This window comes from Arthrobacter sp. StoSoilB5 (genome assembly GCF_019977235.1).
Taxonomy (GTDB): Bacteria; Actinomycetota; Actinomycetes; order Actinomycetales; family Micrococcaceae; genus Arthrobacter.
Genome location: NZ_AP024646.1, coordinates 5,114,267 through 5,139,628, shown reverse-complemented (window position 1 = coordinate 5,139,628; position 25,362 = coordinate 5,114,267). Strand labels below are relative to the sequence as shown.

Annotated in this window: 26 protein-coding genes; 14 read left to right on the top strand and 12 right to left on the bottom strand. The window is 62.8% G+C overall.

Annotation, left to right across the window (positions count from 1 at the left end):
- Nucleotides 1–4 precede the first annotated feature (4 nt).
- From LDN75_RS23335 to LDN75_RS23310, 6 genes are all read left to right on the top strand, one after another.
- Nucleotides 5–871, top strand: coding sequence for an acyl-CoA thioesterase domain-containing protein (locus LDN75_RS23335; RefSeq protein WP_223935045.1), 867 nt, complete (start codon nucleotides 5–7; stop codon nucleotides 869–871).
- Between the two features lie 60 nt (nucleotides 872–931).
- Nucleotides 932–2,629, top strand: a complete 1,698-nt coding sequence (locus LDN75_RS23330) for an AMP-binding protein (RefSeq protein ID WP_223935044.1) — start codon at nucleotides 932–934, stop codon at nucleotides 2,627–2,629.
- A gap of 14 nt (nucleotides 2,630–2,643) precedes the next feature.
- Nucleotides 2,644–5,034: a bifunctional salicylyl-CoA 5-hydroxylase/oxidoreductase gene (locus LDN75_RS23325; RefSeq protein ID WP_223935043.1), complete on the top strand. Its 2,391-nt coding sequence runs from the start codon at nucleotides 2,644–2,646 to the stop codon at nucleotides 5,032–5,034.
- Nucleotides 5,035–5,036: 2 nt separating this feature from the next.
- Nucleotides 5,037–6,416 (top strand): MFS transporter, encoded by a 1,380-nt coding sequence (locus LDN75_RS23320; RefSeq protein ID WP_223935042.1) that lies wholly within the window; start codon nucleotides 5,037–5,039, stop codon nucleotides 6,414–6,416.
- A 7-nt stretch (nucleotides 6,417–6,423) separates the two neighbouring features.
- Nucleotides 6,424–6,885: a thioesterase family protein gene (locus LDN75_RS23315; RefSeq protein ID WP_223935041.1), complete on the top strand. Its 462-nt coding sequence runs from the start codon at nucleotides 6,424–6,426 to the stop codon at nucleotides 6,883–6,885.
- Nucleotides 6,886–6,966: 81 nt separating this feature from the next.
- Nucleotides 6,967–7,902, top strand: a complete 936-nt coding sequence (locus tag LDN75_RS23310; protein ID WP_223935040.1) for a PaaX family transcriptional regulator C-terminal domain-containing protein — start codon at nucleotides 6,967–6,969, stop codon at nucleotides 7,900–7,902.
- Between the two features lie 14 nt (nucleotides 7,903–7,916).
- Here LDN75_RS23310 and LDN75_RS23305 read toward each other — a convergent pair whose 3' ends face one another.
- A complete protein-coding gene (locus LDN75_RS23305; protein WP_223935039.1) occupies nucleotides 7,917–8,699 on the bottom strand; it encodes a VOC family protein in 783 nt (260 codons plus the stop codon).
- 226 nt (nucleotides 8,700–8,925) lie between these two features.
- Nucleotides 8,926–9,567 (bottom strand): NAD(P)-binding domain-containing protein, encoded by a 642-nt coding sequence (locus tag LDN75_RS23300; protein ID WP_223935038.1) that lies wholly within the window; start codon nucleotides 9,565–9,567, stop codon nucleotides 8,926–8,928.
- A gap of 104 nt (nucleotides 9,568–9,671) precedes the next feature.
- On the opposite strand from LDN75_RS23300, the gene LDN75_RS23295 reads away from it, so the two are divergent.
- Nucleotides 9,672–10,379, top strand: a complete 708-nt coding sequence (locus LDN75_RS23295; protein WP_223935037.1) for an HAD family hydrolase — start codon at nucleotides 9,672–9,674, stop codon at nucleotides 10,377–10,379.
- A gap of 74 nt (nucleotides 10,380–10,453) precedes the next feature.
- Nucleotides 10,454–10,663 carry a DUF4177 domain-containing protein gene (locus LDN75_RS23290; protein ID WP_223935036.1) on the top strand — a complete coding sequence of 70 codons (210 nt, stop codon included), beginning with the start codon at nucleotides 10,454–10,456 and terminating at the stop codon, nucleotides 10,661–10,663.
- 154 nt (nucleotides 10,664–10,817) lie between these two features.
- Here LDN75_RS23290 and LDN75_RS23285 read toward each other — a convergent pair whose 3' ends face one another.
- The 4 genes from LDN75_RS23285 to LDN75_RS23270 all read right to left on the bottom strand — a co-directional run bounded on the left by LDN75_RS23285 (nucleotide 10,818) and on the right by LDN75_RS23270 (nucleotide 15,619).
- On the bottom strand, nucleotides 10,818–11,897 hold the full coding sequence (locus LDN75_RS23285; protein ID WP_223935035.1) for a tartrate dehydrogenase: 1,080 nt from the start codon (nucleotides 11,895–11,897) through the stop codon (nucleotides 10,818–10,820).
- A 29-nt stretch (nucleotides 11,898–11,926) separates the two neighbouring features.
- Complete coding sequence (locus LDN75_RS23280) at nucleotides 11,927–12,874, bottom strand: phosphoglycerate dehydrogenase (protein ID WP_223935034.1); 948 nt, start codon at nucleotides 12,872–12,874, stop codon at nucleotides 11,927–11,929.
- A gap of 116 nt (nucleotides 12,875–12,990) precedes the next feature.
- Nucleotides 12,991–14,361, bottom strand: coding sequence for a cation:dicarboxylase symporter family transporter (locus LDN75_RS23275; RefSeq protein ID WP_223935033.1), 1,371 nt, complete (start codon nucleotides 14,359–14,361; stop codon nucleotides 12,991–12,993).
- Nucleotides 14,362–14,452: 91 nt separating this feature from the next.
- Nucleotides 14,453–15,619 carry a mandelate racemase/muconate lactonizing enzyme family protein gene (locus tag LDN75_RS23270; protein WP_223935032.1) on the bottom strand — a complete coding sequence of 389 codons (1,167 nt, stop codon included), beginning with the start codon at nucleotides 15,617–15,619 and terminating at the stop codon, nucleotides 14,453–14,455.
- Between the two features lie 239 nt (nucleotides 15,620–15,858).
- Between LDN75_RS23270 and LDN75_RS23265 the strand changes: the two genes are divergently transcribed.
- Nucleotides 15,859–16,560 (top strand): GntR family transcriptional regulator, encoded by a 702-nt coding sequence (locus LDN75_RS23265; RefSeq protein WP_223935031.1) that lies wholly within the window; start codon nucleotides 15,859–15,861, stop codon nucleotides 16,558–16,560.
- A gap of 42 nt (nucleotides 16,561–16,602) precedes the next feature.
- Here the strand turns inward: LDN75_RS23265 and LDN75_RS23260 are convergent, their stop codons facing one another.
- Both LDN75_RS23260 and LDN75_RS23255 read right to left on the bottom strand, forming a co-directional pair.
- Nucleotides 16,603–17,004, bottom strand: coding sequence for a DUF1180 domain-containing protein (locus LDN75_RS23260; protein WP_223935030.1), 402 nt, complete (start codon nucleotides 17,002–17,004; stop codon nucleotides 16,603–16,605).
- A gap of 68 nt (nucleotides 17,005–17,072) precedes the next feature.
- Nucleotides 17,073–17,684 carry an NADPH-dependent FMN reductase gene (locus LDN75_RS23255; protein ID WP_223935029.1) on the bottom strand — a complete coding sequence of 204 codons (612 nt, stop codon included), beginning with the start codon at nucleotides 17,682–17,684 and terminating at the stop codon, nucleotides 17,073–17,075.
- A 185-nt stretch (nucleotides 17,685–17,869) separates the two neighbouring features.
- Here LDN75_RS23255 and LDN75_RS23250 point away from each other — a divergent pair, with 185 nt between their 5' ends.
- The 5 genes from LDN75_RS23250 to LDN75_RS23230 all read left to right on the top strand — a co-directional run bounded on the left by LDN75_RS23250 (nucleotide 17,870) and on the right by LDN75_RS23230 (nucleotide 21,634).
- Nucleotides 17,870–19,078 carry a Re/Si-specific NAD(P)(+) transhydrogenase subunit alpha gene (locus LDN75_RS23250; RefSeq protein WP_223935028.1) on the top strand — a complete coding sequence of 403 codons (1,209 nt, stop codon included), beginning with the start codon at nucleotides 17,870–17,872 and terminating at the stop codon, nucleotides 19,076–19,078.
- On the top strand, nucleotides 19,078–19,410 hold the full coding sequence (locus LDN75_RS23245; RefSeq protein ID WP_223935027.1) for an NAD(P) transhydrogenase subunit alpha: 333 nt from the start codon (nucleotides 19,078–19,080) through the stop codon (nucleotides 19,408–19,410). Before LDN75_RS23250 ends, LDN75_RS23245 begins: the two co-directional genes overlap by 1 nt.
- On the top strand, nucleotides 19,407–20,780 hold the full coding sequence (locus LDN75_RS23240; protein WP_223935026.1) for an NAD(P)(+) transhydrogenase (Re/Si-specific) subunit beta: 1,374 nt from the start codon (nucleotides 19,407–19,409) through the stop codon (nucleotides 20,778–20,780). The genes LDN75_RS23245 and LDN75_RS23240 overlap by 4 nt, the downstream gene beginning before the upstream one ends.
- 123 nt (nucleotides 20,781–20,903) lie before the next feature.
- Entirely contained in the window at nucleotides 20,904–21,158 is a 255-nt protein-coding gene (locus LDN75_RS23235; protein ID WP_223935025.1) for a hypothetical protein, read from the top strand.
- Between the two features lie 119 nt (nucleotides 21,159–21,277).
- Nucleotides 21,278–21,634 (top strand): hypothetical protein, encoded by a 357-nt coding sequence (locus LDN75_RS23230; protein ID WP_223935024.1) that lies wholly within the window; start codon nucleotides 21,278–21,280, stop codon nucleotides 21,632–21,634.
- Here LDN75_RS23230 and LDN75_RS23225 read toward each other — a convergent pair.
- From LDN75_RS23225 to LDN75_RS23210, 4 genes are read right to left on the bottom strand one after another with little or no spacing between them, the layout of a single operon-like run.
- Nucleotides 21,631–22,368: an aspartate/glutamate racemase family protein gene (locus tag LDN75_RS23225; protein ID WP_223935023.1), complete on the bottom strand. Its 738-nt coding sequence runs from the start codon at nucleotides 22,366–22,368 to the stop codon at nucleotides 21,631–21,633. The two genes, LDN75_RS23230 and LDN75_RS23225, sit on opposite strands and share 4 nt — an antisense overlap.
- Before the next feature lie 8 nt (nucleotides 22,369–22,376).
- Nucleotides 22,377–23,816 (bottom strand): amidohydrolase family protein, encoded by a 1,440-nt coding sequence (locus LDN75_RS23220; protein ID WP_223935022.1) that lies wholly within the window; start codon nucleotides 23,814–23,816, stop codon nucleotides 22,377–22,379.
- Between the two features lie 26 nt (nucleotides 23,817–23,842).
- Entirely contained in the window at nucleotides 23,843–24,682 is an 840-nt protein-coding gene (locus tag LDN75_RS23215) for an aspartate/glutamate racemase family protein (RefSeq protein ID WP_223935021.1), read from the bottom strand.
- Entirely contained in the window at nucleotides 24,679–25,359 is a 681-nt protein-coding gene (locus LDN75_RS23210; RefSeq protein WP_223935020.1) for a GntR family transcriptional regulator, read from the bottom strand. Before LDN75_RS23210 ends, LDN75_RS23215 begins: the two co-directional genes overlap by 4 nt.
- Nucleotides 25,360–25,362 lie beyond the last annotated feature (3 nt).

Sequence of the window (25,362 nt, the reverse complement as noted above, 5' to 3'; positions counted from 1 at the left end):
CCCCATGATCACTGGAACCTTGACCTCGGAGACCTTCCTCAGGGCTGTGGAGATGACAGCCGTTGAAGCCCAGGTTTTCGACGAAGCCTACGAAGCCACCACCCAATACGTGCCGTGGCCCAAGGCTTATGGCGGAGACATGGTGGCCCAGGCGGCAGCTGCGATGATGCTTTCGGTGGAGGCCGACAGGAACCTCCACTCGATGCACAGCTACTTCATGCGGCCCGTGGACATCGGCGCCCATGTTCGCTATGAAGTGGAGCGTTTGCGCGATGGCCGCGGCTACTCCACACGCACGGTTCGTGGCTTCCAGAATGGCAAGCCCGTATATGCCGCAATGGGGTCCTTCCAAGTTCCCGAAGATGGACCGGATTTCCAGCCTGAGGCTCCTGCCGCCGTCGAGCCGGAATCGCTTCGCTCCGCAGCGGAAGCACTGGAAGGCACAGAAAGCCCAGCCGCAGACTATTGGTCTACGGGCCGTAGTTTCGACATGCGGCATATTCCGGGGCCGGTATACATTGAGCTCGAGGGCGGGTCCACGCCGCAGCAGGCAATCTGGGTCAAGGCCTTCGATAGCCTCCCCGACGACGCCAACCTCCACCGCACTGCCCTCGCCTACGTTTGCGACTACACCATCTTGGAGCCGCTACTCCGGGTCAACGGACTCAACTGGTCCAGTCCAGGGCTAGCTACCGCCAGCCTTGACCACTCCATGTGGTTCCACCGCGATGGCCGCGCCGACGACTGGGTCCTCTATTCACAAGAGGCCATATCAGGCCAAAGCAACAGGGGCCTGGCCATGGGCCGCTTCTTCGACCGGCAAGGAAGGCTCCTCGCCACGGTCGCCCAAGAAGGCATGATCCGCGCCTGAACAGCTTTACCCCTCAACATCATCCCCAGCTTCACTAACGCACCACTGAAAGGAACGGCCATGAGCATGACGCCATCGGCCCATGTGGACACGTTCACTCGCGACCATTTGCCGCCTGCCGATAGCTGGCCGGCGCTTGAATTTACCCTGCCCGAACTTCACTACCCGGAGCGGCTGAATGCCGCGGCGGTGCTGATCGACGACGCTGTCGAGACTTATGGCCCGGACCGACCCGCCCTTCGCACGCCGGATGGCACGGTTTGGACCTACGGTGAGCTCCAGCAGCGGGCCAACCAAGTAGCCCAAGTCCTCACCGAAGACCTCGGAGTCGTGCCCGGCAACCGCGTCATGCTGCGCGGCCCCAACAACCCGTGGATTGTGGCCGCCTGGCTAGGCGTTCTAAAGGCTGGCGCGGTAGTGGTCACCACCATGCCCATGCTGCGGTCCGCCGAAGTCTCCACGCTGATCCAGCTCACCAAGCCGGTGGTTGCCATCTCGGACCACCGCTTCGTGGACGAGCTTGCCGTCGCGGCAGGCGACGAGGTCACTGTCCTCTCGTATGGTGGGTCCGACGACGGCGACCTGACCGCCCGCTGCGCCGCGAAGAGCGGCGAATTCACGGCTGTGGATACCTCGGCGGACGACGTCGCGCTGCTGGGTCCGACGTCGGGCACCACGGGTGTGCCGAAGGTGACCATGCATTTCCACCGGGACCTCCTGGCCAACGCAGATACGTTCGCCCGTTACATTCTGCAGCCCACTGCGGATGACGTGTTCGCCGGTTCGCCGCCCCTCGCATTCACCTTTGGGCTCGGTGGCCTGGTGGTCTTCCCGCTGCGGTTTGGAGCGTCATCGCTGCTGACCGAAAAGGCAGCGCCGGTGGACCTGGCCGAGAACGCAGCCACAGCCGGAGCGACGATCCTGTTCACTGCTCCTACTGCCTACCGCGCGATCCTCAAGGAGCAGCGCGGGGACCTGCTCCGGGGCCTTCGCGTGGCCGTTTCTGCCGGCGAGCACCTGTCCAAGGAAACGTGGCAGGCCGTCCAAGACGCCACGGGACTGCGCTTGGTCAATGGCATCGGCGCCACGGAGTTGCTGCATGTGTTCATTTCCGCCGCGGGCGATGACATCCGGCCCGGCACAACAGGCCGCGCCGTGCCCGGCTACCGTGCGACCATCCTGGACGACGCCGGCAAGGAACTCGGTCCCGGGCAGGCTGGCCGGTTGGCCGTCATCGGACCAACAGGATGCCGCTACCTGGACGACGCCCGCCAAACGAACTACGTCGTCAACGGCTGGAACGTCACCGGAGATACGTTCACCAAGGATGAGGACGGGTACTTCACGTACCAGGCCCGTTCGGACAACATGATCGTTTCCTCCGGATACAACATCGGCGCACCCGAGGTGGAGGCGGCCATCGACCAGCACCCGGATGTGGTAGAGAACGCCGTGATCGGCCGTCCTGACCCGGAGCGCGGCAGTGTTGTCTGCGCGTTCATCGTGCTGCGTGAAGGCGTCATAGGCGACGCCGCGAAGCGCAAGGAAATCCAGGACTTCGTGAAGCAGACCATCGCCCCGTACAAGTACCCGCGGGACGTCCGGTTCGTCACTGAATTGCCACGCAATCCCAGCGGCAAACTGCAGCACTTCAAGCTCCGCGACGGCCTCCTCCATGAAGGCACCTCCGCCAACGAGGGCAACCCGGGCGAAGCACAAACCGACCAACTTACCCCTGCCGGCCAGAGCCAGGCTTGAGAAGGAGCACAACCATGAAGATTGCAATTGTTGGAGGCGGCCCGGGCGGCCTGTACTTCGCAGCATTGATGAAGCAGCTGGACCCCTCCCACGACATCACCCTCTGGGAACGTAACGCTGCAAGCGATACCTTTGGCTTCGGCGTCGTGTTTTCCGATGAGACCCTCGGCGGGATCGGCAACGCCGATCCGGTGGTCGCGGAGTACATGAGCCGCCGCTTCGCGCGCTGGTCCGATATCGACATCCACTTCCGTGACCAGATGATCACCGTGGGCGGGCAGGGCTTCGCGGCGATGAGCCGGAAGGAACTGTTGGAGCTGCTGCAGCGCCGCTGCATCGAACTCGGCGTCGACGTTCGGTTCTCCACCATGGCCCCGCCTGTTGAGGAACTCGAAGCCGGTTACGATCTCGTGCTGGCCGCGGACGGCGTGAACTCCCAGATCCGCGCCAAGTATGCCGACGCGTTTGGCCCGGACCTGGACCCGCGGACCAACAAGTTCATGTGGCTCGGTACGGACCAGGTATTCGAGGCCTTCAAGTTCTTCGTCAAGGAGACCGAGTTCGGCGTCATGCAGATCCATGGCTACCCGTACTCCGACGAGGGCTCGACGTTCATCGTGGAAATGCACCAGGACGTCTGGCACGCGGCAGGGTTCGACGAAACCGCCAACGAGGTCTTCCCTCCCGGGGTCTCGGACGAGAAAGCGATCGCGAAGATCCGTGAGATTTTCGCCGAGGAACTGGACGGCTACGAGGTCCTGTCCAACAACTCCAAGTGGATCAACTTCACCACGGTGCGGAACCAGAGCTGGCGCAAGGGCAACGTTGTCCTGCTCGGCGACGCCGCCCACACCGCGCACTTCTCCATCGGCTCCGGCACGAAACTGGCCATGGAAGACTCCCTCGCGCTGGCCGCGTGCCTGCACGAACACCCGGACGTTGACTCCGCCCTTGCCGCGTACGAGGCCGAGCGCCGGCCCGTGGTCGCCTCCACCCAGCGCGCCGCGCAGGCCTCGCTGGAATGGTTCGAACGGATCGGCCAGTACAAGGACCAGGACCCCACCCAGTTCGCGTTCAACCTTCTCACCCGCAGCCGCCGCATCACCCAGGAAAACCTGCGCCTTCGCGACCCCGAATTCGCCGACGCCGTGGACCGCAACTTCGCCGCCTCCCAGGGCCTGGACCAGGTAGCCCCGGCAATGTTCCAGCCCTTCCGCATCGGTGAACTGGAGCTGAAGAACCGCATCATCGTCTCGCCGATGGACATGTACTCCGCCACCGACGGCATCCCGGGCGACTTCCACAAGGTCCACCTCGGCTCCAAGGCCCTGGGCGGCGCCGGCCTGGTCATGACCGAAATGGTCTGCGTTTCCGAAACCGGCCGCATCACCCCCGGCTGCAGCGGCCTCTACACCGACGAACAGCGCGATAGCTGGAAGGAAATCGTGGACTTCGTCCACGGCCGCTCCACCGCCAAGATCGGCGCCCAGCTAGGCCACTCCGGCCGCAAGGGCTCCACCAAACTCATGTGGGAAGGCATCGACCAGCCCCTCAACACCGGCAACTGGGGCACCGTTGGCCCGTCCGCGCTGCCGTACGGCCCGGAGAACCAGACCCCGGCCGAACTGGACCGCGCCGGCATGGACGCCATCAGGGACGAGTTCGTCGCCGCGACCCTCCGGGCCGAGCAGGCAGGCTTTGACCTCCTGGAGATCCACGCCGCCCACGGCTACCTGCTCTCCTCCTTCCTCTCGCCCGTTTCCAACCAACGCACCGACGAATACGGTGGCAGCCTGGAAAACCGGCTGCGGTTCCCGCTGGAAGTGTTCGACGCCGTTCGCGCGGCGTGGCCTGCCCACAAGCCCGTGACGGTACGCATCTCCGCGACCGACTGGATCGAAGGCGGCAACACCTCCGACGACTCGATCGAGATCGCCAAGGCGTTTGTGGAGCACGGTGCCGCGGGACTGGATGTTTCCACCGGCCAGGTAGCCAAGGAAGAGAAGCCCGCGTTCGGCCGCAGCTACCAGACTCCGTTCGCGGACCGCATCCGCCAGGAAGTCGCCGCCCCGGCAGGGGTGGCCGTGATCGCCGTCGGCGCCATCTCCAGCTACGACGACGTGAACTCCATTCTGCTCGCAGGCCGCGCCGACCTGATCGCCCTGGGCCGTACCCACCTCTACGACCCCCAGTGGACACTCCACGCCGCAGCGGAGCAGGAATACCACGGCCCCGGTGCCCAGTGGATCCCGCAGTTCCGCGCCGGCCGCCGCAAGCCGCCGAGCTCGCGTACCGACGCAGTCCGTCCCCGCCTGTCCCTGCTCAAGGAACCAGACACCGAGGAACTCAACACCCACCTGCGCTGGACCCCCGCATCCGCAGCAGCGTCGGTACTGGTGAAGTAGACGTGGCCACCTCAACCGTGAACGACTGGAAAGTGCCCACCCGGACTACCGGCTTGGTGTTGATTTGTTGCTGGCTCGCAATCCTCGCTGAGGGTTACGACGTCGGCGTCCTGGGAGCCGTGCTTCCTGCCCTTGCCGAGTACAAGGAATGGAGCCTGAGCCCGCTGGCCCTTGGTGGTCTGGGATCATATGCCTTGATCGGCATGCTTATTGGAGCCCTGTTCATCGGAACGCTCAGCGACCTTGTGGGCCGCAAGAAGATGCTGCTGGCGTCCATGGTGATCTTCACCCTCACCCAGGCCGGTGCAGCGTGGGCTCCTACACCTGAGCTGTTCGGACTCTTCCGGCTCATCGGCGGACTGGGCATGGGTGGCGTCATCCCTGTTGCCGCGGCCTTGACCATCGAGTACTCAGCTCCAAACAAGCGTTCCTACAACTATGGCCTCATGTATTCCGGCTACTCGCTGGGCATCGTTGCGGCCGCGCTTGCTGCGATGTTTGTGCTGCCGGTTGGCGGGTGGCGTGCCGTGATCGCTATTGGTGCCGCGCCCATTGTCCTGCTGCCGATCATTTGGAAGTTCCTCCCGGAATCGTTGGAGTACCTCGAGTCCAAGGGGCGTAAAGAGGAAGCCACTACCCTGGCTGCAAAGTTGGAGATCGCCGATTACCAGCCGGTTGCGGTGGTGGCACAGGCCGGTTCGCACAGCGCCGATCCGTGGTGGAAGACCATCACCACGATGTTCTCCCTGAAGTACCTCCGCTCCACCGTCTTCTTCTGGATCTCGCTGTTCTGCGGCCTGGTGCTCGTTTATGGGCTCAACACCTGGCTGCCGAGCATCATGAAGAAGGCCGGCTACGATCTCGGCTCTTCCCTGACGTTCCTGTTGGTCTTCAGCCTGGCTTCGGCTATCGGCGGCCTGCTCCTGGGCCGTGCGGCGGACAAGTACGGCAAGAAGCTCATCCTGGTGGTGTTCTACATTCTGGGTGGCTTAGGCATCATGCTGCTCGTCTTCCCCAACACCATGGTGGTCAACCTGCTGTTCGTGGCCTTTGCGGGGGTTGGGTCCATCTCCACTTCCCTGGTCCTCACCGGCTACATCGCTGACTACTACCCGGCGAAGGTTCGCGGTACCGCCACGGGTTGGGCTCTCAGCTTCGCCCGCTTGGGTGCCATCTCCGGACCTTTGATCGGCGGCTGGATTGCAGGTTCCAAGCTGCCCTTTGAGGCCAACTTCGCGATCTTCGCCGGCATCGCATTGGTGGCCGCAGCCGCCGTCGCAATGATTCCGAAGCCGCAATCAGAGGCGACGGTTATTCCGTCCAAGGCTGCAGCTGGAAGCACGGACCCGGACGACGAGACCGCCGCAGTCGGCACCCGCTAGGAGAATCATGGACGCGTTTCCTGAAGCGAGCGTTGAGCGGACGGTCGAGTGGGTGGACACCGATGCCTCCGGCCACCAACACAATTCGGCCATCCTCCGATGGGTGGAAGCCGCCGAGGCAGAACTCTTCCGCTCCCTGGAGCTGCCCGACTACTTCCCCAACGCTCCGCGCGTCCAGCAGGTGATCAATTACAAGGCGAAGCTGTGGTTCGGCCAGCGCGTCACCGCTACGGTGAAAATCCACGCACTCGGCCGAACCTCGCTGACCATGGCCTTCGAGGTCAGGGGCCACCCGCTTGAAGATGCTGTCCATGGAACGTCCGACGGCGTCACCCACCAAGGTGCCCCGTCGGACGGCAGCGATGTGGCCGCCTTCGGGACGGTCACCACGGTCCACGTCCCCAATGGCACCACCGCCGCGCAGCCCTGGCCGGAGCATTTCGTCCGGGCTGTGCGGTTTGCTGGCTAGCCCCCGCGAGATGGCATTTAAGGCCCATGTTGCAGCTCAACATGGGCCTTAAATGTCATCTCGGTGATCCATGGCGCACCTATGATGAACATGACTGGCGCCTCACCCAGGCGCGGAAATGAGGATCCTTCAATGTTCGCCGTCCCGGCACCCCCGGTGCGCCATCAGCAACTCCTGGTTACCATCTTCGGTCTCTACGGCAGGAACGCTGGGGATGCGTTGCCGGTCTCCGCGCTGGTTTCGATGCTCGGTACCCTCGGCTATGACGCGCCAGGTGTGAGGTCGTCGGTTTCCAGGCTTAAGGCCAAGGGTGTCCTGAAGAGCGTCCGCGAAGGCGGCATTGCCAAGTACAAGATCTCTGAATCGGTGAGCGACGTCTTCCGGGAAGGTGATCGGAGGATCTTCGCCCCGGAGCAGCCAGCGCCCGTGGATACGTGGGTGCTCGCCGTGTTCTCCGTCCCAGAGTCGATGCGGAACCGCCGTCACCAGCTGAGGTCCGCTTTATCCAGCCTGGGATTTGGATCGGTGGCGTCCGGTGTGTGGATCGCGCCGGCCCACAAACTGGAGCAAGCCCGGGAACGCCTCACAGCGGGCGGGCTCATCGAATTCGTAGATCTCTTCCGCAGCGACTACGTTTTCGATGGCCCCATGCGGCCCAAGATCTCCGAGTGGTGGGATCTCAAGGAACTCGATGAACAATTCACGGAGTTCCTTGAGATCTACCGGGGCGCCGAGCAGCAGTGGATTGGCCTGGTGGGCGATGACCCTGAGGCTGCCTTGGCTGATTCCACTGCAGAGGTGCGCCGCGATGCTTTCCGTTACTACATCCCGATGCTCACCTTGTGGCGAAAGTTTCCCTACCGCGACCCAAACCTGCCGGCGGACTACCTTCCGCCCGAATGGCACGGACCGGCAGTCCGCCGGACTTTCCAGGCAGTGCACCGCCTCGCGGCGCCCCTCGCTGCGGCGCACGCCCATGAGGTCATCAGCGAAGCCTTGGACCCTGTCCTTACCTAGTTGTTGGTTCCGGCTCAGTCCTTGGTCCGGGGCGTGCCGATGATGCCGAAGATTTCCCCCTGCGGTGCCTGCAGGATTGCCATCCTTCCCATCGGGCTGTCCGTGAGAGGCATCAACGCCGAAGAGCCGAGTTCCAAGGCCGTTGCGGCAGTTCGATCTACGTTGTCGCTGGCAAACCAGGCCAACCAGTGGTTCGGGACGCCCTCGGCAATTTCGGTGTCGTGATGAATGCCGCCCACTTCGCGGCCATCGGAAGGCCGCTTGAGGGTTGAGTAAATGAACCCATCCTGATCGACGTCGTGGTAGCTGAAGCCAAAGACATCCGCATAGAAGGACCGGGCCACCTCGTAATCGCGGGTGTGGAGTTCGTTCCAGCACAATGCACCGTGTTCATTGACGCGCTCCGCTCCGATATGGCTTCCCGCCTCCCAGATGCCAAAGACCGCGCCGACACTGTCCGCAGCAATTGCCATTCGCCCGGAATCCATCACATCAAAGGGGGGAGCAATGAGTTGGCCGCCAGCCGCTGCTACCTCTTTGGCCGTGGTGTCTACGTTGTCCGAGGCAAGATAGGTGGTCCAGACGGTCGGCATGTTGGGATCCTGTTTGGGGCCAAGTCCCGCAACTGCATGTCCGTCGAGTTGGGCCAGCAGGTAGCCCCCGGCCTCCTCGTCGCCGGAGAGGTAGTTCCAGCCAAACAGCTCCGTGTAGAAGGACTTCGCGGCAGGGAGATCATCGACGCCCAGATCCACCCATGTGGGTGTTCCTGCAGGCCATTTCTCTTTGTGGGTAGACATAGCAACTCCTCGGTTTTGGGGCTGATTAGGCGTGGCCGCCTCCTCGGATGCCCTATGCGCCGGGCTTCCGGGGAGGCAGCCACTCATAATGTGCGTGCAGCCTCCAATTCGTGCTGCGATTCGCGTCCCCAAATCTTGCTTGCCCTTCGTGGTGTGGAAGCGCCATAGCAGCACACATAAAGGAGGCGGCAGGCGTAAGCCGCCTGCCGCCGTCGTGCGTATTGCTTTAGATGGTGCGCGTCGCCTTGGCAAGGTTGTCACGGAGTTCGATGGCGGTCTGCCGGATAACGTAGGCGGGACGGTCGCGCTCAACCCGCCAGCTGTCCTCAAGTGGCCCGATGTTGACGGTATCGAAACCGAACTCGTCGTACAGCCTGGTCACGAGCTCAGCGGCCTCCGGGAAGTCGCTGGCTGTTGCCAGTGCGCGGCGGTTGGGCGTGCCGGCCGGTGTGCCATCGGTAGTGATGTCTTTTGCGAAGATGTGGTTGAAGCCCTTGGCTACCTTGGATGTGGGCAGGTGTTTCTGGAGCAGGCCCGAGGTGGTGGCCTCGCCGTTATCGAGCGCGGGAATGCGACCATCGCGCTCCCAGTAATAGTTGTTGGTGTCGATGACGATCTTGCCTTCGAGCGGCTCTGCCGGGATGTCCTGGTAGTTCTTCAGGGGAACGGTCACGACGGCGAAATCACCCGCCGCTGCTGCCTCGGCTGCCGTCGCGGCCCGGGCCCGCGGCCCGAGTTCTGTGACCAGTTCCGCGAGGGTCTCCGGCCCCCGTGAATTGCTGATCACGACGTCGTAGCCAAGTTCCACTGCCTTACGTGCCACTTGGCTGCCAATGTGTCCTGCACCGATGATTCCGATTGTTGTCATATTCAGGCCAACAAGATGTTGCAGACGCGTATTTCCGGCGTTACGGAATATGTCGGAGCCATGAGCCGGTTTCCGCGCAGGAGAACGGTAAGTAGACTTACTAAATGTCTACTCCGGCGAACCCCAGCTCCAAGAAACATGGTGTCCTCTTTGACGTCGATGGGACGTTGATCGACTCCAGCTACTTCCATGCCTTCGCCTGGTGGCAGGCGTTCAGGAGGGAGGGCTTGGATATCCAGATATCCGACATTCATCGCTGCGTAGGAATGGGTGGCGACAAGCTGGTTCAACATCTGGTTCCGGACTGCCCGGAAGACATGCAAGAGGAACTGAAATCCGCTCACGGGGCTGTGTTTTCGACGTTCTGGCCGTCACTGCGCGCCTTCGATTCCGCGCGCGACCTACTTGCGGCTTGCTCCGACTCCGGACTGGCGGTTGGGCTGGCATCGTCAGCCCAAGAGCGCGACCTTGATGTCAGCAGGCGGCTCCTCGACGCCGGAGGGTCCATCGACGCGTGGACCAGCTCGAATGACGCGAACGAAAGCAAGCCCGCCCCGGATATCCTCCTGGCGTGCTTGAAGAAGCTGGAACTCGAGCCAGCGGACGTCGTGTTTGTTGGCGATGCGGTCTGGGACGTAAAGGCTGCTGGAGCAATTGGCGTTCCCGCTATAGCCCTGACCTGCGGTGGCATCAGCGAGGCAGAACTCCGCGACGCAGGCGCCGCAGAGGTCTACGACAATCCGCGGCACCTGCTGGAGAATCTGGAAAGCAGCGCCATTGGACGGCTGACGGCGGGGACACTCCGCGCTTAGGAGGCACCACCGCCCGCCCCACAGTGTTGAGTAGCATTGCCCCCAATTGACCAGCAACGGAAGGAAGTCGCGTCATGCAGCAGTACGTCGTCCTGCAAGTGATCCTCAAGGAGAAACTGTTGGGAACCGGTTCGGGCAATCTGACCTCTCTGGAGAAGGCCATCAACGATCAGGCCGCGAAGGGCTACCGGCTCCACACCATAACCACGTCGAGCAGCGGGAGCAAGGGGCTCGGCGGCGGGGACCGGATCCAGGCAACGATGGTGTTCGAGCGCCTCGGATAAGTGGACTTTGAGAAACGAGCTGCCGCGTCTCGATGGCGGGGCGTCCGGTTCCAAGAAGTGGGACAACGAGCAAACGGTTGGTTGCGCCCGGTGTTTTTGAGGGTCTGCGGCAGGTAGGTGCGGGTCTCCGTGCGGGCTCAGGTGGGTGATGCCGTCATGGTGCGCTCAAGACTGAGGCCACGGCTTTGCCCAACTGTTCGGTGCTGGCATTACCGCCCATGTCGGGGGTGAGAGCGTCTGTTCCGCTGGCGAGGATGGTTTCCATGGCGGTGGTGATGGCGGCCGCGGCGTCTGGTTCTCCCAGGTGGTCGAGCATCATCGCGGCGCACCAGATCTGCCCGATGGGATTGGCGATGCCCTTGCCCGCGATGTCCGGGGCGGAGCCGTGGACGGGTTCGAACAGGCTGGGGAATTTGCGCTCGGGATTGATGTTGCCGCTGGGGGCGATGCCGATGGTCCCAGTGCAGGCAGGTCCGAGGTCGGAGAGGATGTCGCCGAACAGGTTGCTGGCAACGACGACGTCGAACCAGTCCGGGTGCATGACGAAGTTAGCGGCCAGAATGTCGATGTGGTACTTATCGACCTTCACGTCGCTGAACATCGCGGCCATTTCCTGGACGCGTTCATCCCAGTAGGGCATGGTGATGGAGATGCCGTTGCTCTTAGTAGCAGAAGTCAGGTGCTTTTTGGGCCGGCTCTGGGCCAGATCAAAGGCGTACTTCAGGATCCGGTCCACGCCGGTGCGGGTCATGACGGTTTCCTGGATGACCGTTTCGCGGTCTGTTCCCTCGAACATCTTCCCGCCGATGCTGGAATATTCACCCTCGGTGTTTTCGCGCACCACATAGAAGTCGACGTCACCGGGGACCCTGCCGGCCAAGGGGCTGGGCACGCCGGGCAGAAGCCTGACCGGGCGCAGGCTGACGTACTGGTCAAAGTGTCGCCGGAACTGCAGGAGGCTGCCCCAGAGCGAAACATGGTCAGGGACAACGTCGGGCCAGCCGACGGCACCGAAGAAGATGGAATCGAACTGGTTCAGGTCTTCAAACCATCCCTCTGGCAGCATTTTCCCGTGGCGGGTGTAGTAGTCAGCTGAGGCGTAGTCGAAGTGCTCGTATGTCAGGTTCAGATCGAAAGCTGAGGCTGCAGCGTCCAGGACGCGGAGCCCTTCGGGCACGACTTCGGTGCCGATTCCGTCGCCGGGAATGACTGCGATGCGGTGGGATTTCGACATCAGGATCCTTCTTCGTCGTTAGTGTGTGGTTAGCGGTCGACCGGGTGAGCCGGTTCACGGTTTTCGAGGACGTCGATCACGGCGTGAGCTGCGGCAAGACCCGCCCGCGTCCGGGCCTGGACTGTTTGTCCGGCGAGGTGGGAGGTGATGTACACGTTCTCCAGGCGGTGGAGGGGGCTGTCGGCCGGGAGGGGTTCATTGTCGAGAACGTCCAAGGCGGCGCCGGCTATGCTGCCATTGCAGACTGCCTTGGCCAGGGCCTCTTCGTCCACGAGTGAGCCGCGGGAGGTGTTGATCAGGACGGCGGTGGGTTTCATCGCTTGCAGCCGGGGTGCGTCGATGAGTTGACCTGTGCTGTGGCCTGCCCGGGTGTGAAGGGAGAGGTAGTCGGCGCTGCCGATGACGGTGTCGAGGTCGGTGAACCGGACGGCGGTGTTGTCGGGATCGGGGTGGCTGGTGCTGACCAGGACGGTCATGCCCAGGGCGATGCCGAGGTTTGCCGTGGCGCGTCCGCTGGGGCCGTAGCCGATGATGCCCAGGGTTGAGCCGCGCAGCTCGCGGCCTGCATCGCGTGGCCAGCGGCCTTCACGGACTGCGGTGGTGACTTCCAGGAGACGGCGGGCGGCCGTGATGATCAGCCCGATGGTTAGTTCAGCGACTGAATGGTGGTTTGTTCCGGGCGCGTTGCAGACCCTGATGCCGAGGGCGGAGGCGGCCTTGACGTCGATGGAGTCATACCCCACGCCACTGCGGGCAATGACTTGCAGGCAGTCCGCGCCGGCGAGCATGTCTGAGGTGACGGGTTCGCTGGCGAGGATGGCTCCGGAGATGCCCTCGAACAACGAGTTGCGTTCCATAACGGACCTGGGTCCTTGGGCTGGTGCGTAGACCGGGTCGAGTCCGTGCTCGCGCAGGAGATGGTCGACGGCGTCTCCCGGGCGGAGGTAGTCAGTGGTGATCAAGATGCGGACGGCCATGGCGCGGTATTTCCTATGGTGGTTGTTATGGATGCGCTGTGCCCAGCGGCAGGGAGGGCTTGGGGGTTCACGCGGCCAGGGCCGCCGCGGCGCGCGGCGGCCCTGGGATGTGCGGGTTAGTGGACGTCGATTTTGTCGGCTTCCACCGGTTCCAGTGTTTTTGATTCGAGCTTGTTCTTCTTCTGGCCTGAGGCGTGCAGGGCCTTGCGGGCCTGGACAGGGTCGAAGTCCTTTTCCCATTTGCCGACGACGACGGCTGCCATCGCGTTGCCGAGGACGTTGATGAAAACGCGGCCTTCGTTCAGGAGCCGGTCGATGCCGACGATCAGGGCGAGGGCGGCCAGCGGAATGCCGCCGACCGAGCTGAGGGTGCTGGCCAGGACGATGAATGCGCCGCCTGCGATGCCGGCTGTGCCCTTGCTGGTCAGCATCATGACACCGACCATGACCAGCTGCTGTTCCCAGGAAAGGTCCATGCCGACAGCCTGGGCCAGGAACACTGAAGCCATGGTCAGGTAGACGGCGGAACCGTCGAGGTTGAAGGAGAACCCGGAGGGAATGACGATGCCCACGGTCGACTTGCCTACGCCCATGGCTTCGAGCTTCTTAATCAGTTGCGGGAGGACAGCTTCGCTGGAGCAGGTGCTCAAGGCGATGAGCAGTTCAGCCTTGAAGTAGCGCATGACTGTGAAAATGTTCATCCCGCACGCTTTGGCGATGGCGCCCAGGACGACTACGACGTAGACGATGCAGGTGGCGGTGAACAACAGGACCAGGATGCCCAACTGCTGCAGGCTTTGGGTCCCGTAGTTGGCTGTCACCGCGGCGAGGGCGCCGAACGTGCCGATCGGGGCCAGTCGCATGACCCAGTTGACGATCTTGAAGATCACGGTGGAAAGGGCCTCGATGCCCTTGGTCAGGAACTGGCCGGATTCTCCGGAGACGTTCATGGCAGCTCCGAAGACGATGGAGACCATCAGCGCTGCAATGATGGTGTGCCCGGTCAGGGCACCGAGGAGTGACTCAGGGATGATGTTGTTGACGAATTCAAGACCGTCGAAGCCCTTGGACGCGGCGGCCGGAACCTTGCTCGAATCCAGCTTGGCGGGGTCGATGTTCATTCCGGCACCGGGCCGGAAGACGTTGGCCACGACCAAACCGATCAGCATGGATACCAGGGACAGTGCGATGAAATAGCCCAGCGCCTTGACCCCGATGCGACCGGCTTTCCGGAGACTGTCCATCGAAGCGATGCCCAGGGAGACGACGCAGAACACCACGGGGATGACGATCATCTTTACCAGGGCGATGAACCAGTCGCTCAGTGGTGTCAGTTGCTTGCCGACCGAGGGCAGCAGCAGCCCGACGGCGATGCCCAGGACGGCCCCCAGGACGACTTGGAACCAAAGTTCACGCATCAACCGGCCGAACCGGGAACGCTGCTTGGGTGCTGGGGACTGGGTGTTCTTAAGGGAGTGAGACGACATCTTGGGTGCTCCTTTGCACGTCAGACTGGGGGGAAGATGAGAGGTGCGGTCCCGGGCAGTTCCTGCCCGGGACCGGGCACGGTCAAGTGGTCTAGTCGTGCAGTGCGCGCAGAACCTTGTAGAACTCGGCCTTGCCTTCCAGGCCGATACCGGGCAGGTCGCCGGGGGCTACGCGGCTGTTGACGATCACAGCGTCGTCGGTGAAGCCGCCGGTGGGCTGGAACTCGCCCGGGTAAGACTCGTTGCCGCCAAGCTTCAGCGCAGCCGCGATGTGCAGGGAGAACTGGTGCCCGCCGTGGGGGATGCAGCGGCGGGAGGACCAGCCGTGCTGGGCCAGCATGTCCTGGATGCGGCGGTATTCGGTCAGGCCGTAGCTTAGCGCCGGGTCGACCTGGATGAAGTCGCGGTCCGGGCGCATGCCGCCATAGCGGATGAGGTTGCGGGCATCCTGGAGGGAGAAAAGGTTCTCGCCTGTCGCGATCGGGTTCTTGTAGTGCTCAGAGAGCGCAGCGTTGAGGGCGTAGTCCAGCGGGTCGCCGACTTCCTCGTACCAGAACAGTCCGTACTTATCGATGGCCTTGCCATATTCCAGTGCGGTGTCCAGGTCGAATTTGCCGTTCACATCCACCATCAACCGGGACGCGTCGCCGTCGAGGACCTCGATCACAGCGTCGATGCGGCGGAGGTCTTCGGCCAGATCGGCGCCGCCGATCTTCATCTTGACGATGTTGTAGCCCTGGGCCAGGAATCCACGCATTTCGTTCTGGAGGTCTTGCAGGGTCTTCCCGGGGGCGTAGTAGCCACCTGCGGCGTAAACGAAGACATCCTTGTCGGGGTTGCCATCGCCGTAGTGGTCCGAGATCCAGCGGTAGAGCGGGACGCCGGCGATCTTCGCGGCCAAGTCGTGCAGCGCCATGTCGGCGACACCGACGGCGACGGAGCGTTCGCCGTGGCCGCCTGGCTTTTCGTTGGACATCATGATGTCCCAGGCCTTCTGCGGCGAGAGCTGGCCGTCTTCATCCAGAAGGTCCTCTGCCGGGGCGTCGAGCAGGCGCGGAAGGATGCGGTCTTCCAAGATGCCGGTCGCGTTGTAACGGCCGTTGGAGTTGAATCCGTACCCCACCAAGGGCTTACCGTCGACGAACACGTCGCTGACAAGGGCGATGATGGTGCAGTCCATCTTGGTGAAGTCAATAAAGGCGTTCCGGATCGAGGAACTGATGGGGATGGTGCCTACGTGGGCGGAAACGATTTTCATCTTTGAACCTCTCCTGAGCTGGATTTTCTTATTTCTTATAAGACTCGATCCAAGGCCAGGCCGATGGCGGTCCGAAACAGAAGAACTTGGAACAAATATCTTATAAGAACTTGGGTCCAAGGCTAGCCCCGCGGTGACGGGGAGCACAAGTCCTGGAGGAAAATTCTTATAAGATGTTCACAACGGCCTATACTGTGCATGAGGGGCCCAGTACCCCGATGAGGGATTCGGAGCTTCAGATGAACACCACCAACGTCTTTTCCAGCAAGGGCAGCCTGGCGTACAACGAACTCCGTCAGTTGATCCTCTCCGGCGGTCTTGCCCCTGGCTCGCGGATCTCCCAGTACGAGCTGGCCGACAACATGCAAATGAGCATCACCCCTTTGCGTGAAGCGATCCGCCGGCTTTCAAGCGAGGGCCTGATCATCATGGACACCCACCGCGATTCCAAGGTGGCCACAATGAGCGCCTCCGAGGCGCGTGAACTCCTTGAAGTCCGCCTCTCACTTGAACCATCGGCAACGGAACTGGCAGCCTCACGCCGGACTGACGCTGATATTGCCGCGATGCGCTCGGCGGCCGAAAAGCTCCTGCCTGTTACCCGGGTCTGGGGCGAGGATGCGATCACCGTGCACAGGGAATTCCATCGGGCCGTCTACGCCGCCTCGCACAACGACGTCATGATCAAGCTCCTGGATGACCTGTGGGACAAGTCCGACCGCTATCGCCGCATCGGCCTCGAACTCCCCTCCGGGGACGAGCCCCGCACGATCGACTTGAACCAGCACCACCAGATCCTCGAGCTCATCATCGCCGGCGACGGCGCAGGCGCCGCCGAGCTCGCACGCACCCACATTGCCAACAGCCTCACAGCCTCGGTAACCGGAGCCCTGGAGGAACGCGAAAACGTCCAGTCGCCGTCCATGGAGAAAACCTCCTAGTATCCGCCGACTTCATTCTCGTTCCTGGGGCTCCGGTTCGTCTTAGAGTTGCTCGTCCCGCACTTCCTCGTTCCGGCCACGTCCACGAACCGCCCAGATGATCAGCGCAATGACGATGATCGCAGCAACAGCGGCCAGGATCCACGGCGTGACGTCGGTCCGGGTTTGTTCCTGGGGCTCGGACTCTCCGGTCCCCGGGTTGGCGGGTCCGCTGCTTGCCGGATTGGACGTGGTTTGCCCGCCGGATGAAGGAGCTGGGTTTGTGGGTGTTGCCGTTGACGGGCCGGAAGGGTTGCTGGGCGAGGCCGACGGCGTGGGAGTGGTGGCAGCTACGTGGCCTTGTAAGGCGGCCGGGTTTGCTGCGTTTGCTGCTGCCGCGGCGGATAGCAGGGACCCGGTGAAGAGGGCCAGGGCCAGGGTGGTCAGGGCTAGTCTACGAAGCATCGTTTCTCCTACGGGATAGGGCGTGTTCGCGAATCCTCATAGTAGTAAGCATACTGACCAATGAGAGGCTAGCGCGTGAGCTTGGCCGAATCAGGTTCCTTATCGCCGATATGGCCCGGAGCGTTGGCAGCGAGGACACGTTGCACGAACGCGCTGTATTCCGCCATATAGTGGCGCAGCAACCCGGCGGTTCCTTCGTCCTTAACCGAGCCGTCGTCGTCGTACGCGTCCGCGACGAAGCGGATGTAAGCCTCCGGTGCATTCAGCTGCGGCGCGTCGAGGAAGCTGAGGACGCTGCGCATCGAGGACTGCATCACCGCGGTTCCGATGCCTCCCGGCGATGCGCCGATGATGCCGGTGGGCTTCCGGGCGAAGGAGTTGGTGCCCCACGGCCGGGATCCCCAGTCGATGGCGTTCTTCAAAGCGCCTGGAATGGAGCGGTTGTACTCGGGGGAGACGAACAAGATGCCGTCCGATGCGGCGATCGCATCCTTCAATTCCCTGCCGGCAGGCGGAAAGTCGGAGTCGTAGTCGGAGCTGTACAACGGGAGGTCCCGAATGGCGATCTCATGGAATTCCAGTTCCGGAGGCGCCACGCTGATGAGCGCCTTGGAGAGGACCCGGTTGATGGAGGTACTTGAGAGGCTTCCGACGAAATAGCCGATCTTGAATGTGTCCATAGCGGCGTTCCTTCCCGACGGCACGGCCGGAACCGGCTCGTCGACGGTGTGGTGGCTGGTTGACCCAGCTTCCACCGACCCTAATGGACTTGTCCACATAGCGCACCCCCTACTCCCGTCCGGACCCTTGCGGCCATAGACTCGTGCCAACTGGTTTCTGGAGAGTTCCGGAAGAGGGGTGGCGGGTGAAAGCAGGCATAGCGCGCGAGGTGCTCGACGGTGAGCGCCGGGTCGCAGCCACGCCCGAAACTGTCAAGCAATTGACGGGTTTGGGCCTTGAAGTGGAGATCGAATCCGGTGCGGGGCTTGCCTCAGGGCACAGCGACGACGATTACCGGCAGGCCGGCGCTTCTGTTGTGCAGTCCTTGGATCTCGGATTGTTGGACGTTTACTGCCATGTGCGTCCCATGGAACCGTCGACGGCGGGAGCCCTCCGCCGGGGTTCAGTCACTGTTGGATTGGGGTCGCCGTCGTCGGAGTTGCCAACGGTCCGGGCGCTCGCCGCGGGTGGCATCACATCGTTTGCCCTGGAACTGGTTCCCCGGATCTCCCGGGCCCAGTCCATGGACGCCCTCACCTCACAGGCTCTCGTAGCCGGATACCGCTGTGTCCTTGAGGCCGCGACGCGACTGCCACGGTTCTTCCCCTTGTACATGACTGCGGCCGGGACCATTCCGCCGGCCCGTGTCCTGGTGCTGGGCGCAGGTGTGGCCGGGCTTCAGGCCATCGGGACCGCCAAGAGGCTTGGCGCGCGGGTTTCAGCCAACGACATCCGCCCGGCGTCGGCAGACGAAGTGGCTTCCATGGGCGGAACTTTCATTAAGCTGGACCTCGAAACAGCTGAGGCTTCAGGCGGGTATGCTCGCGAGCTCAGCGCAGACAGGGGCGCCCTGCAGCGCGCTCTCCTGACCCCCCACGTAGCGCAGGCAGATGTCCTCATTACGACGGCCGCCGTTCCCGGAAGGCGCGCACCGCTTCTTGTGAGCCGTGAAATGGTCCAAGGGATGCGCCCCGGATCCGTAGTGGTGGATCTGGCTGCCGAGTCGGGGGGAAACGTGGAAGGCAGCATCCCCGGGCAGGACATCCATATCCCCACCGCTGATGGGCAAGGTGAGGTGACCTTGGTAGGGCTCAAGGACCCGGCGTCTGCGATGCCGGCGGATGCCTCGCGCTTGTTTGCCAAGAATGTGGCCAACCTGATCGCACTAATGACCCGGGAGGGAGTGGTGGCCCCGGACTTTGAGGACGAGGTGGTGGCGGGTACCTGCCTCACCCACGACGGCGAGGTGCGGCACGCACCAACAGCTGAAGCACTCACGGCGCTGGCCGGCGAGACTGGCCCCTTTGGCAGTGCCCATTCAGCGGCCAACCTTGGCAGTGAAGGAGCGCATTGATGGATGGCATGAGCCTGCTGACGATCACCGTGCTGGCGGTTTTCGTGGGCTTCGAGGTGGTCTCCAAGGTGTCCAGTACCCTCCACACGCCCCTGATGTCCGGGGCAAACGCGATCCACGGAATCATCCTGGTGGGTGCCATCATCGTCGCTGGACAAGCCTCTGATCCGTGGGTATTGGCCGTCGCCCTGCTGGCCGTCGTCCTTGCCACGGCCAACCTCGTGGGCGGATTCGTGGTGACCGACCGCATGCTGGAGATGTTCCGTGGGAGGCAACGGCCGCCGTCGTCAGTTATCGCATCTGATGATGCGGCTAAGGAGCGCCGCCCGTGACTCTTCTGGATCCCACGTGGACGGCTCTCCTTTACCTTGCAGCGGCCGCATGTTTCATCCTTGCTTTGAAGGGACTCAATTCCCCGCGGACTGCACGGCGCGGAAACCTCATTGGGGCATTCGGTGCTTTGTTGGCCGTGGTTACTGTGTTCGTCTCGGTGAAGCTGGACAACGTTCCTTGGATTCTTGGGGCAATCGCCGTGGGCTCGGTGGTGGCCGCACCCGTGGCCCGGCGTGTTCAGATGACACAGATGCCCCAACTCGTGGCCCTGTTCAACGGTGTGGGTGGCGGTGCCGCCGCCCTGGTGGCCTTGCTGGAACTCTCGCATACAGGTGACGCGTGGGTTCGCTTGGCTATTGTGTTCACGCTGCTGGTCGGGGCGGTTTCCTTTGCGGGTTCTGGAGTCACCTTTGCCAAACTGCAAGGGCTGATGACCACCAGGCCGGTGACATTCCCGGGCCTGCCGGTGCTGATGGCCGTGGTGCTGCTGGCCGCAGTGGGCGCTGGGGTAGTGGTGATACTGAATGGTGCATTGTTGCTGGCGCTGGTGCTGCTGATCCTTGGTCTTGTGGCCGGTGTCCTGCTGGTGCTCCCGGTCGGCGGCGCCGACGTCCCCATTGTCATCTCGCTGCTCAACGCCTTCACTGGATTAGCCGTGGCGGCGTCCGGGTTGGTGCTTGGCAACGTACTCCTGGTGGTGGCCGGAACGCTTGTGGGAGCGTCAGGCACCATTCTCACCCGGGCCATGGCCGCCGCCATGGGCCGCAGCGTTGCGGGCATCATGTTCGGTGCCTTCAAGGGTGGCTCCACGGCTGGGTCCACCGCCGTGAGTGAGCGCCCGGTCAGATCCTCCAGCCCGGAAGATGTCGCGGTGCTGCTCGGCTACGCCCAGCGGGTGATTATCGTTCCCGGATATGGCTTGGCTGTGGCGCAAGGCCAGCACACAGCCGCTGAGTTGGCCTTGGCTTTGGAGGCCCGCGGGACCGAGGTGGACTTCGCCATCCATCCTGTGGCTGGACGCATGCCCGGGCACATGAACGTCCTCTTGGCCGAGGCCAACGTGCCCTATGAATCGCTGAAGGAAATGAGCGACATCAACCCGGAATTCAAGACTGCCGACGTCGCCTTGGTGGTGGGCGCCAACGACGTCGTGAACCCTGCAGCCAAGACCACATCAGGGTCTCCGATCTACGGAATGCCCATCCTGGAAGTAGCCGACGCCCGGCAGGTGGTATTCCTCAAGCGTTCCATGCGGCCTGGATTCGCGGGCATCGAAAACGAACTTCTCTATGAGCCTCAGACCACTTTGCTGTTCGGCGACGCAAAGGATTCGTTGACCAAGGTGTTGGGAGCAGTGAAGGGCCTGTAGGAGGCGCACCCCCAATTTCGGCGTGCATTTTCGCGTCATATCCGGGCTCGCAGAGCCACATCTTTTGTACAGAAGTCTGCCCAGACGGCGACTGCGGAAAGATGCATGGCGAGGAGTCAGCGATTGCACGACGATATGAAGTATTCGACCCCCGATTCCCGCTTCGACAAACCACAAAGCAAGAGGGTGACGGATTGGAGGCCACTCGTTGGCCAGGATGTGCAAATCTGGCGTGGCAACAAGATCGTGGACCAAGGCCGGGTGGAGGCCGTGACTGCCGACGGCAAAGTTCTATGGCTCAAACAACAGGGAGCAATAGAACGACGGCTGGTGATGAAGGAACCCGGAAGTGGGCTTCGGATACGGCTCATCCCCTGAATGCAATCCTTGGAGGGCGCCGGGCACTGGCTCTTCCCGGTCATCCGCCGCCGTCCTAAGCTGAACCGTACGAGTTACCCAACCCATGCCGAACCGCCACATCGAAGCGAGGTTGCGCCATGACCGTGAAACTCAACAAGAAAGCCTTCGACAACGCGAAGCACCTGATCCGTGACGGCAAGGTGGTCAAGGACGTCCGGGATGACTGGAGTGAGCACGCCCCGTCCACCAAGGACGAGAATGAGTTCCTGGAGAAGGATGGCCAGGCCGAGTACTCCAAGTGGTATCTCGGCGTGGACGACGACCATCCGGCCGATCAAAAGGGCCACTACAAATTCCCTATCGGCGACTTCAAGAAGATCCACAGATGCGCGGTCATCTCTGCCGAAAGTCGGGCAGCCCAGAACGACTACGACGATATCCGCGATGCCCTCGGCAAGCTGCTCGAACGCATCGATGAGGACAACAAAGACTAGGCCACGGCGTCAGCCAACAAGCGGCCCCATTTGGCGTCGAGCAGCGGTGCGCCAGCGAGTTTGAGCGCATGCCAGAGCGTCACCGCCACCGAGTCGAGCACGGGAACGCCGGTCCGGGCCTCCACCTCGGCCGTGATGTTGGCTCCGTAAAGATTCGTGCACAGGTAGACCAATGCATCCGGGTGGGCGGCGGCCAGTTCAAGGGAACCCGGCAGCATCTCCTCATCGGTGACTCGACCAAAGGATTCGTTATCCGTCAGGTCTAGGTGCCGGTGATCGATCGTCTTGATGCCTTCCCTGGCGTAGGACCCGATTACGGCCTCATTCACGTCTGCCGTATAGGGCGTGAACAATCCGATTCGCTCGGTGCCAAAGGTGGAAAACGCGTCCAAGTAGGCGAGCGTGGACGTGGTGGCCGGTATGCCGGTGGCGTCGGTGATCTCACTGACCAAGGCATGATCGTGGGCAGCGCCAAGCCAGGATCCGGAGGTGCCGTTCCAGGCAATGACGTCCACATTCGCTGTGGCCAGCAACTCGGCGGCGGCACGCATTACCGATGAATCAAATTGCTTGTCCGAGGAGTCGTCCAGGGCGATCCGCGTGACCGGTATGCGGGTTGAATGGATGGTTACATCCTGGCGATCGCCCAGGATCCGGTACGTCTGCGGCTCAAGGCAAGTGTTGGAGGACGGCACGATCATGCCGATGCGGATGGGGCGGTTGTTTGAAGGCATGGTTGCTCCTAGGCGCTGAGGGATTCGGCAGAGGGAATGATAGGAACAGAGAGTGCGTCGCGGTGTTCCGTGAAGCCATTGCGGGACACGAAGCGACCCACCGCACCGGGATCGTGGAAACCTGCTTCGTCAAGGACCACTCGTCCAGCGGAGATCACTGCTGCGGGCCAGCCATTGAGCGTCTTCCCCTCAAAAGGCGAGAAATCAGTCCCCATGTGCAGCGCACCGCCGTCGACGGTTTGCTGGAAGGCGGGATCAAAGATCACGAGGTCGGCGTCGAAGCCTTCCACGATCGCGCCCTTGCGCGGCACTGCGTTGATCCTGGCAGGGCCGGCGGAGAAGACCTCGACGAACTCCTCCACAGAACCGCCCGACTCGGTGACCAATGCAGTGAACGTCACGGGCATGCGCGTCTCGACGCCGGGGAGGCCGTGGGGCATGTAGCGGACGTCGTCCGTGCGCTCGCGTTTTTGCGAGAGGTCGTAGCAGGAGTGGTCCGAGGAAACGGCGTGGATGGCCCCGGCGGCGAGGCGTTCCTTGAGGGCGGCCACCGTCTCGGCGCTCCGCATCGGCGGGCAGCAGGCGTACCACTCGGGGAACGTGGAAGCGTAGACGGTGTCATCCAGGGTCAGGTAATGCGGGCATGTCTCGGAGTACGCTTCCTGACCGCGCTCGCGGGCCTCGGTGACCAGGTCCACCGCACCCGGAGTGGACTGATGGACGAAATAGACGGGCGCTCCGGTGTACTCAGCCATCGCCAGGGTTTCCTTGACCGAGATCTCCTCGGCAAGCTCAGGCCGCGTACGGTGCAGGTGCTCGATGCCGATGCGGCCATCCGCGACGTGCTGCTCTGTGCAGTCGGTGATGATGGGATCATGCTCTGCGTGGATGTAGGTGAGGCCATCCAAGCGCACCATTTCGCGCATCACCTTCAGGACGGTGTCGCCATCGGCCATGGTTGAACCGCGGTTGGTGGTGTACATCTTCACGGACCGGACACCCTCGGCCATGAGCTGCTCAAGCTGCCACGGGACCGTCTCATCCCACGTGACAACCGAGCCGTGCAAGGCAACATCGCAGCGGGACTCGGTGGCGAGCCGCTTCTTGTTCAGCACAGCTTCCAGCGGTGTCTCCTGGGCATCGCGGGGGATGCCGAAATCGATGATGGTGGTGGTACCGCCCCACAGCGCAGCCGTTGATGTGGTCCGGTAGTCATCCAGAGTGCGGAATCGGCCCGTCACTTGGGCAACATGGCAGTGGCCATCGATGCCACCGGGAATGACCAACTGGCCGTACGCTTCAATGGTCCGTGCTGCCGCGGGAATGGGTTCAGTAGCGTCAATGAGCTGGACGATGCGTCCGCTGTCCACTACTACGTGTGCCGCTTGCCGGCCGAAACTGTTGACCACGGTGCCGTTGGCAATGACGAGATCGGGGAATTGGGACATCGTTGTCCTCCTTGTTCTTGGAAGTTTTAGCGGGCGGGCTGGCCGGACGTTGCCGGAACCGTCGCCGTGGAGAGGTGCGCCGACTGCGCTACGGTCAGGGCGGCGTCGAGGTTTTCCGAGAGACCGTGCCGGCGCTTGACCGGCGGCGCCGCGAACGAACCGCCGCGGTGAACACCGGACTTCAACGCGACCACGGCTTCAGTCATCCGGATTCCTGCGGAAATTCCGTCGACCACGGGCACCGGGATCTGTCCCTCAAGCTCGCGGGCGAGTCCGGCGAGCGGCGCACCTGCAAGGATCACGACGTCGGCGCCGTCCTCTGCGACGGCCTGCCGGCTAAGTGCCAGAAGGGTTTCCTTGAAGTCGGCCTGCACGGAGCCAATGGAGTTCAGGCTCTGGTTGATGGATCGGATGGAGGCGAGGCGGCCGGCAAAACCGAAGCGTTCCACGCAGTCGAGGTACCAGGCCTGGATACGGTCCGAGATGGCGATGATGGAGAAACGCTGGCCTTGGAGTGCTGCCGCGCAAAGTGCGGCCTCCGTGATGCCGATGACCGGTACATCCACGAGTTCCTTCAGCGCAGGCATGCCGGGATCCCCGAAAGCAGCCACAACGACGCCGTCCACAGCGGCACCGCCGCGTTCCCGCCCAAGGCTGGCTCCGCCGTCGTGCGCGTATTCGGCGATCAGCTCGGCCACGGCGCCAGCGGCGATGAGCGACTCGAAGCGGGTTTCAATGTATTCCACGCCGTGCCCGGCGGTGCGCACGATCAGTTCGGTGTCCGGTCCTGCCGAACGCAGGGCCTCGGCCTCGATCAGTGCCGTGACGTCGTCACTGATGTTGGGGTTGATGACCAGGAGTTTCATGATTTTTTCCGTTGCAGCTTGGGCTCAGCGTCGCTGGACTCCGGGAACTGCTCGCGATACTTGCCGATGTGCGACGCCGATTGGGTAGCGGCGCGATCAGCGTCGCCGCTGGCGATTGCAGCGTAAAGGTCGCGGTGTTCCTGGATGAGTTCCGGGAGGTCGCTGACATGGCGGAACAGCCAGTGCATGCGTCCCTGGAGTGGTTCCAGCGCGGAGCGGAGAAAGTCGTTGTTGGCGATGGCCGTGATGGCATCGTGGAAATCGCTGTTGGCGCGGTGGGCTTCCAGGATGGAGCCCTTGGCCAGGCAGCGGTCGGCCTCGTCGAGCAGGCCAGCGAGGTGATGGAGGTCCTCGGTGGTGGCCCGCTTGGCTGCCAGCCGGCAGGCCAGGACTTCCAGGGATTGACGGACGTCGAAGAGGTCTTCAACGTCCTTGGGGCTTAGGCCACTGACCTCGGAACCGCGGCCAGAGCGATCGCGGATGAGTCCTTCCTGCCTCAGCATCCGGAGTGCTTCGCGGATGGGCAGGCGGGAAACGTTGAATTCGGCGGCGAGGTCCCGCTCCACCAGCCTGGTACCGGGCGCATAGTGCCCCTCAAAAATCCTGGAACGGAGCGTGTCACGCACTGACTCCCGGAGGGGGCGGTCAGTGATGTTCGTGTCTTCTGCGGCTAGCATTTC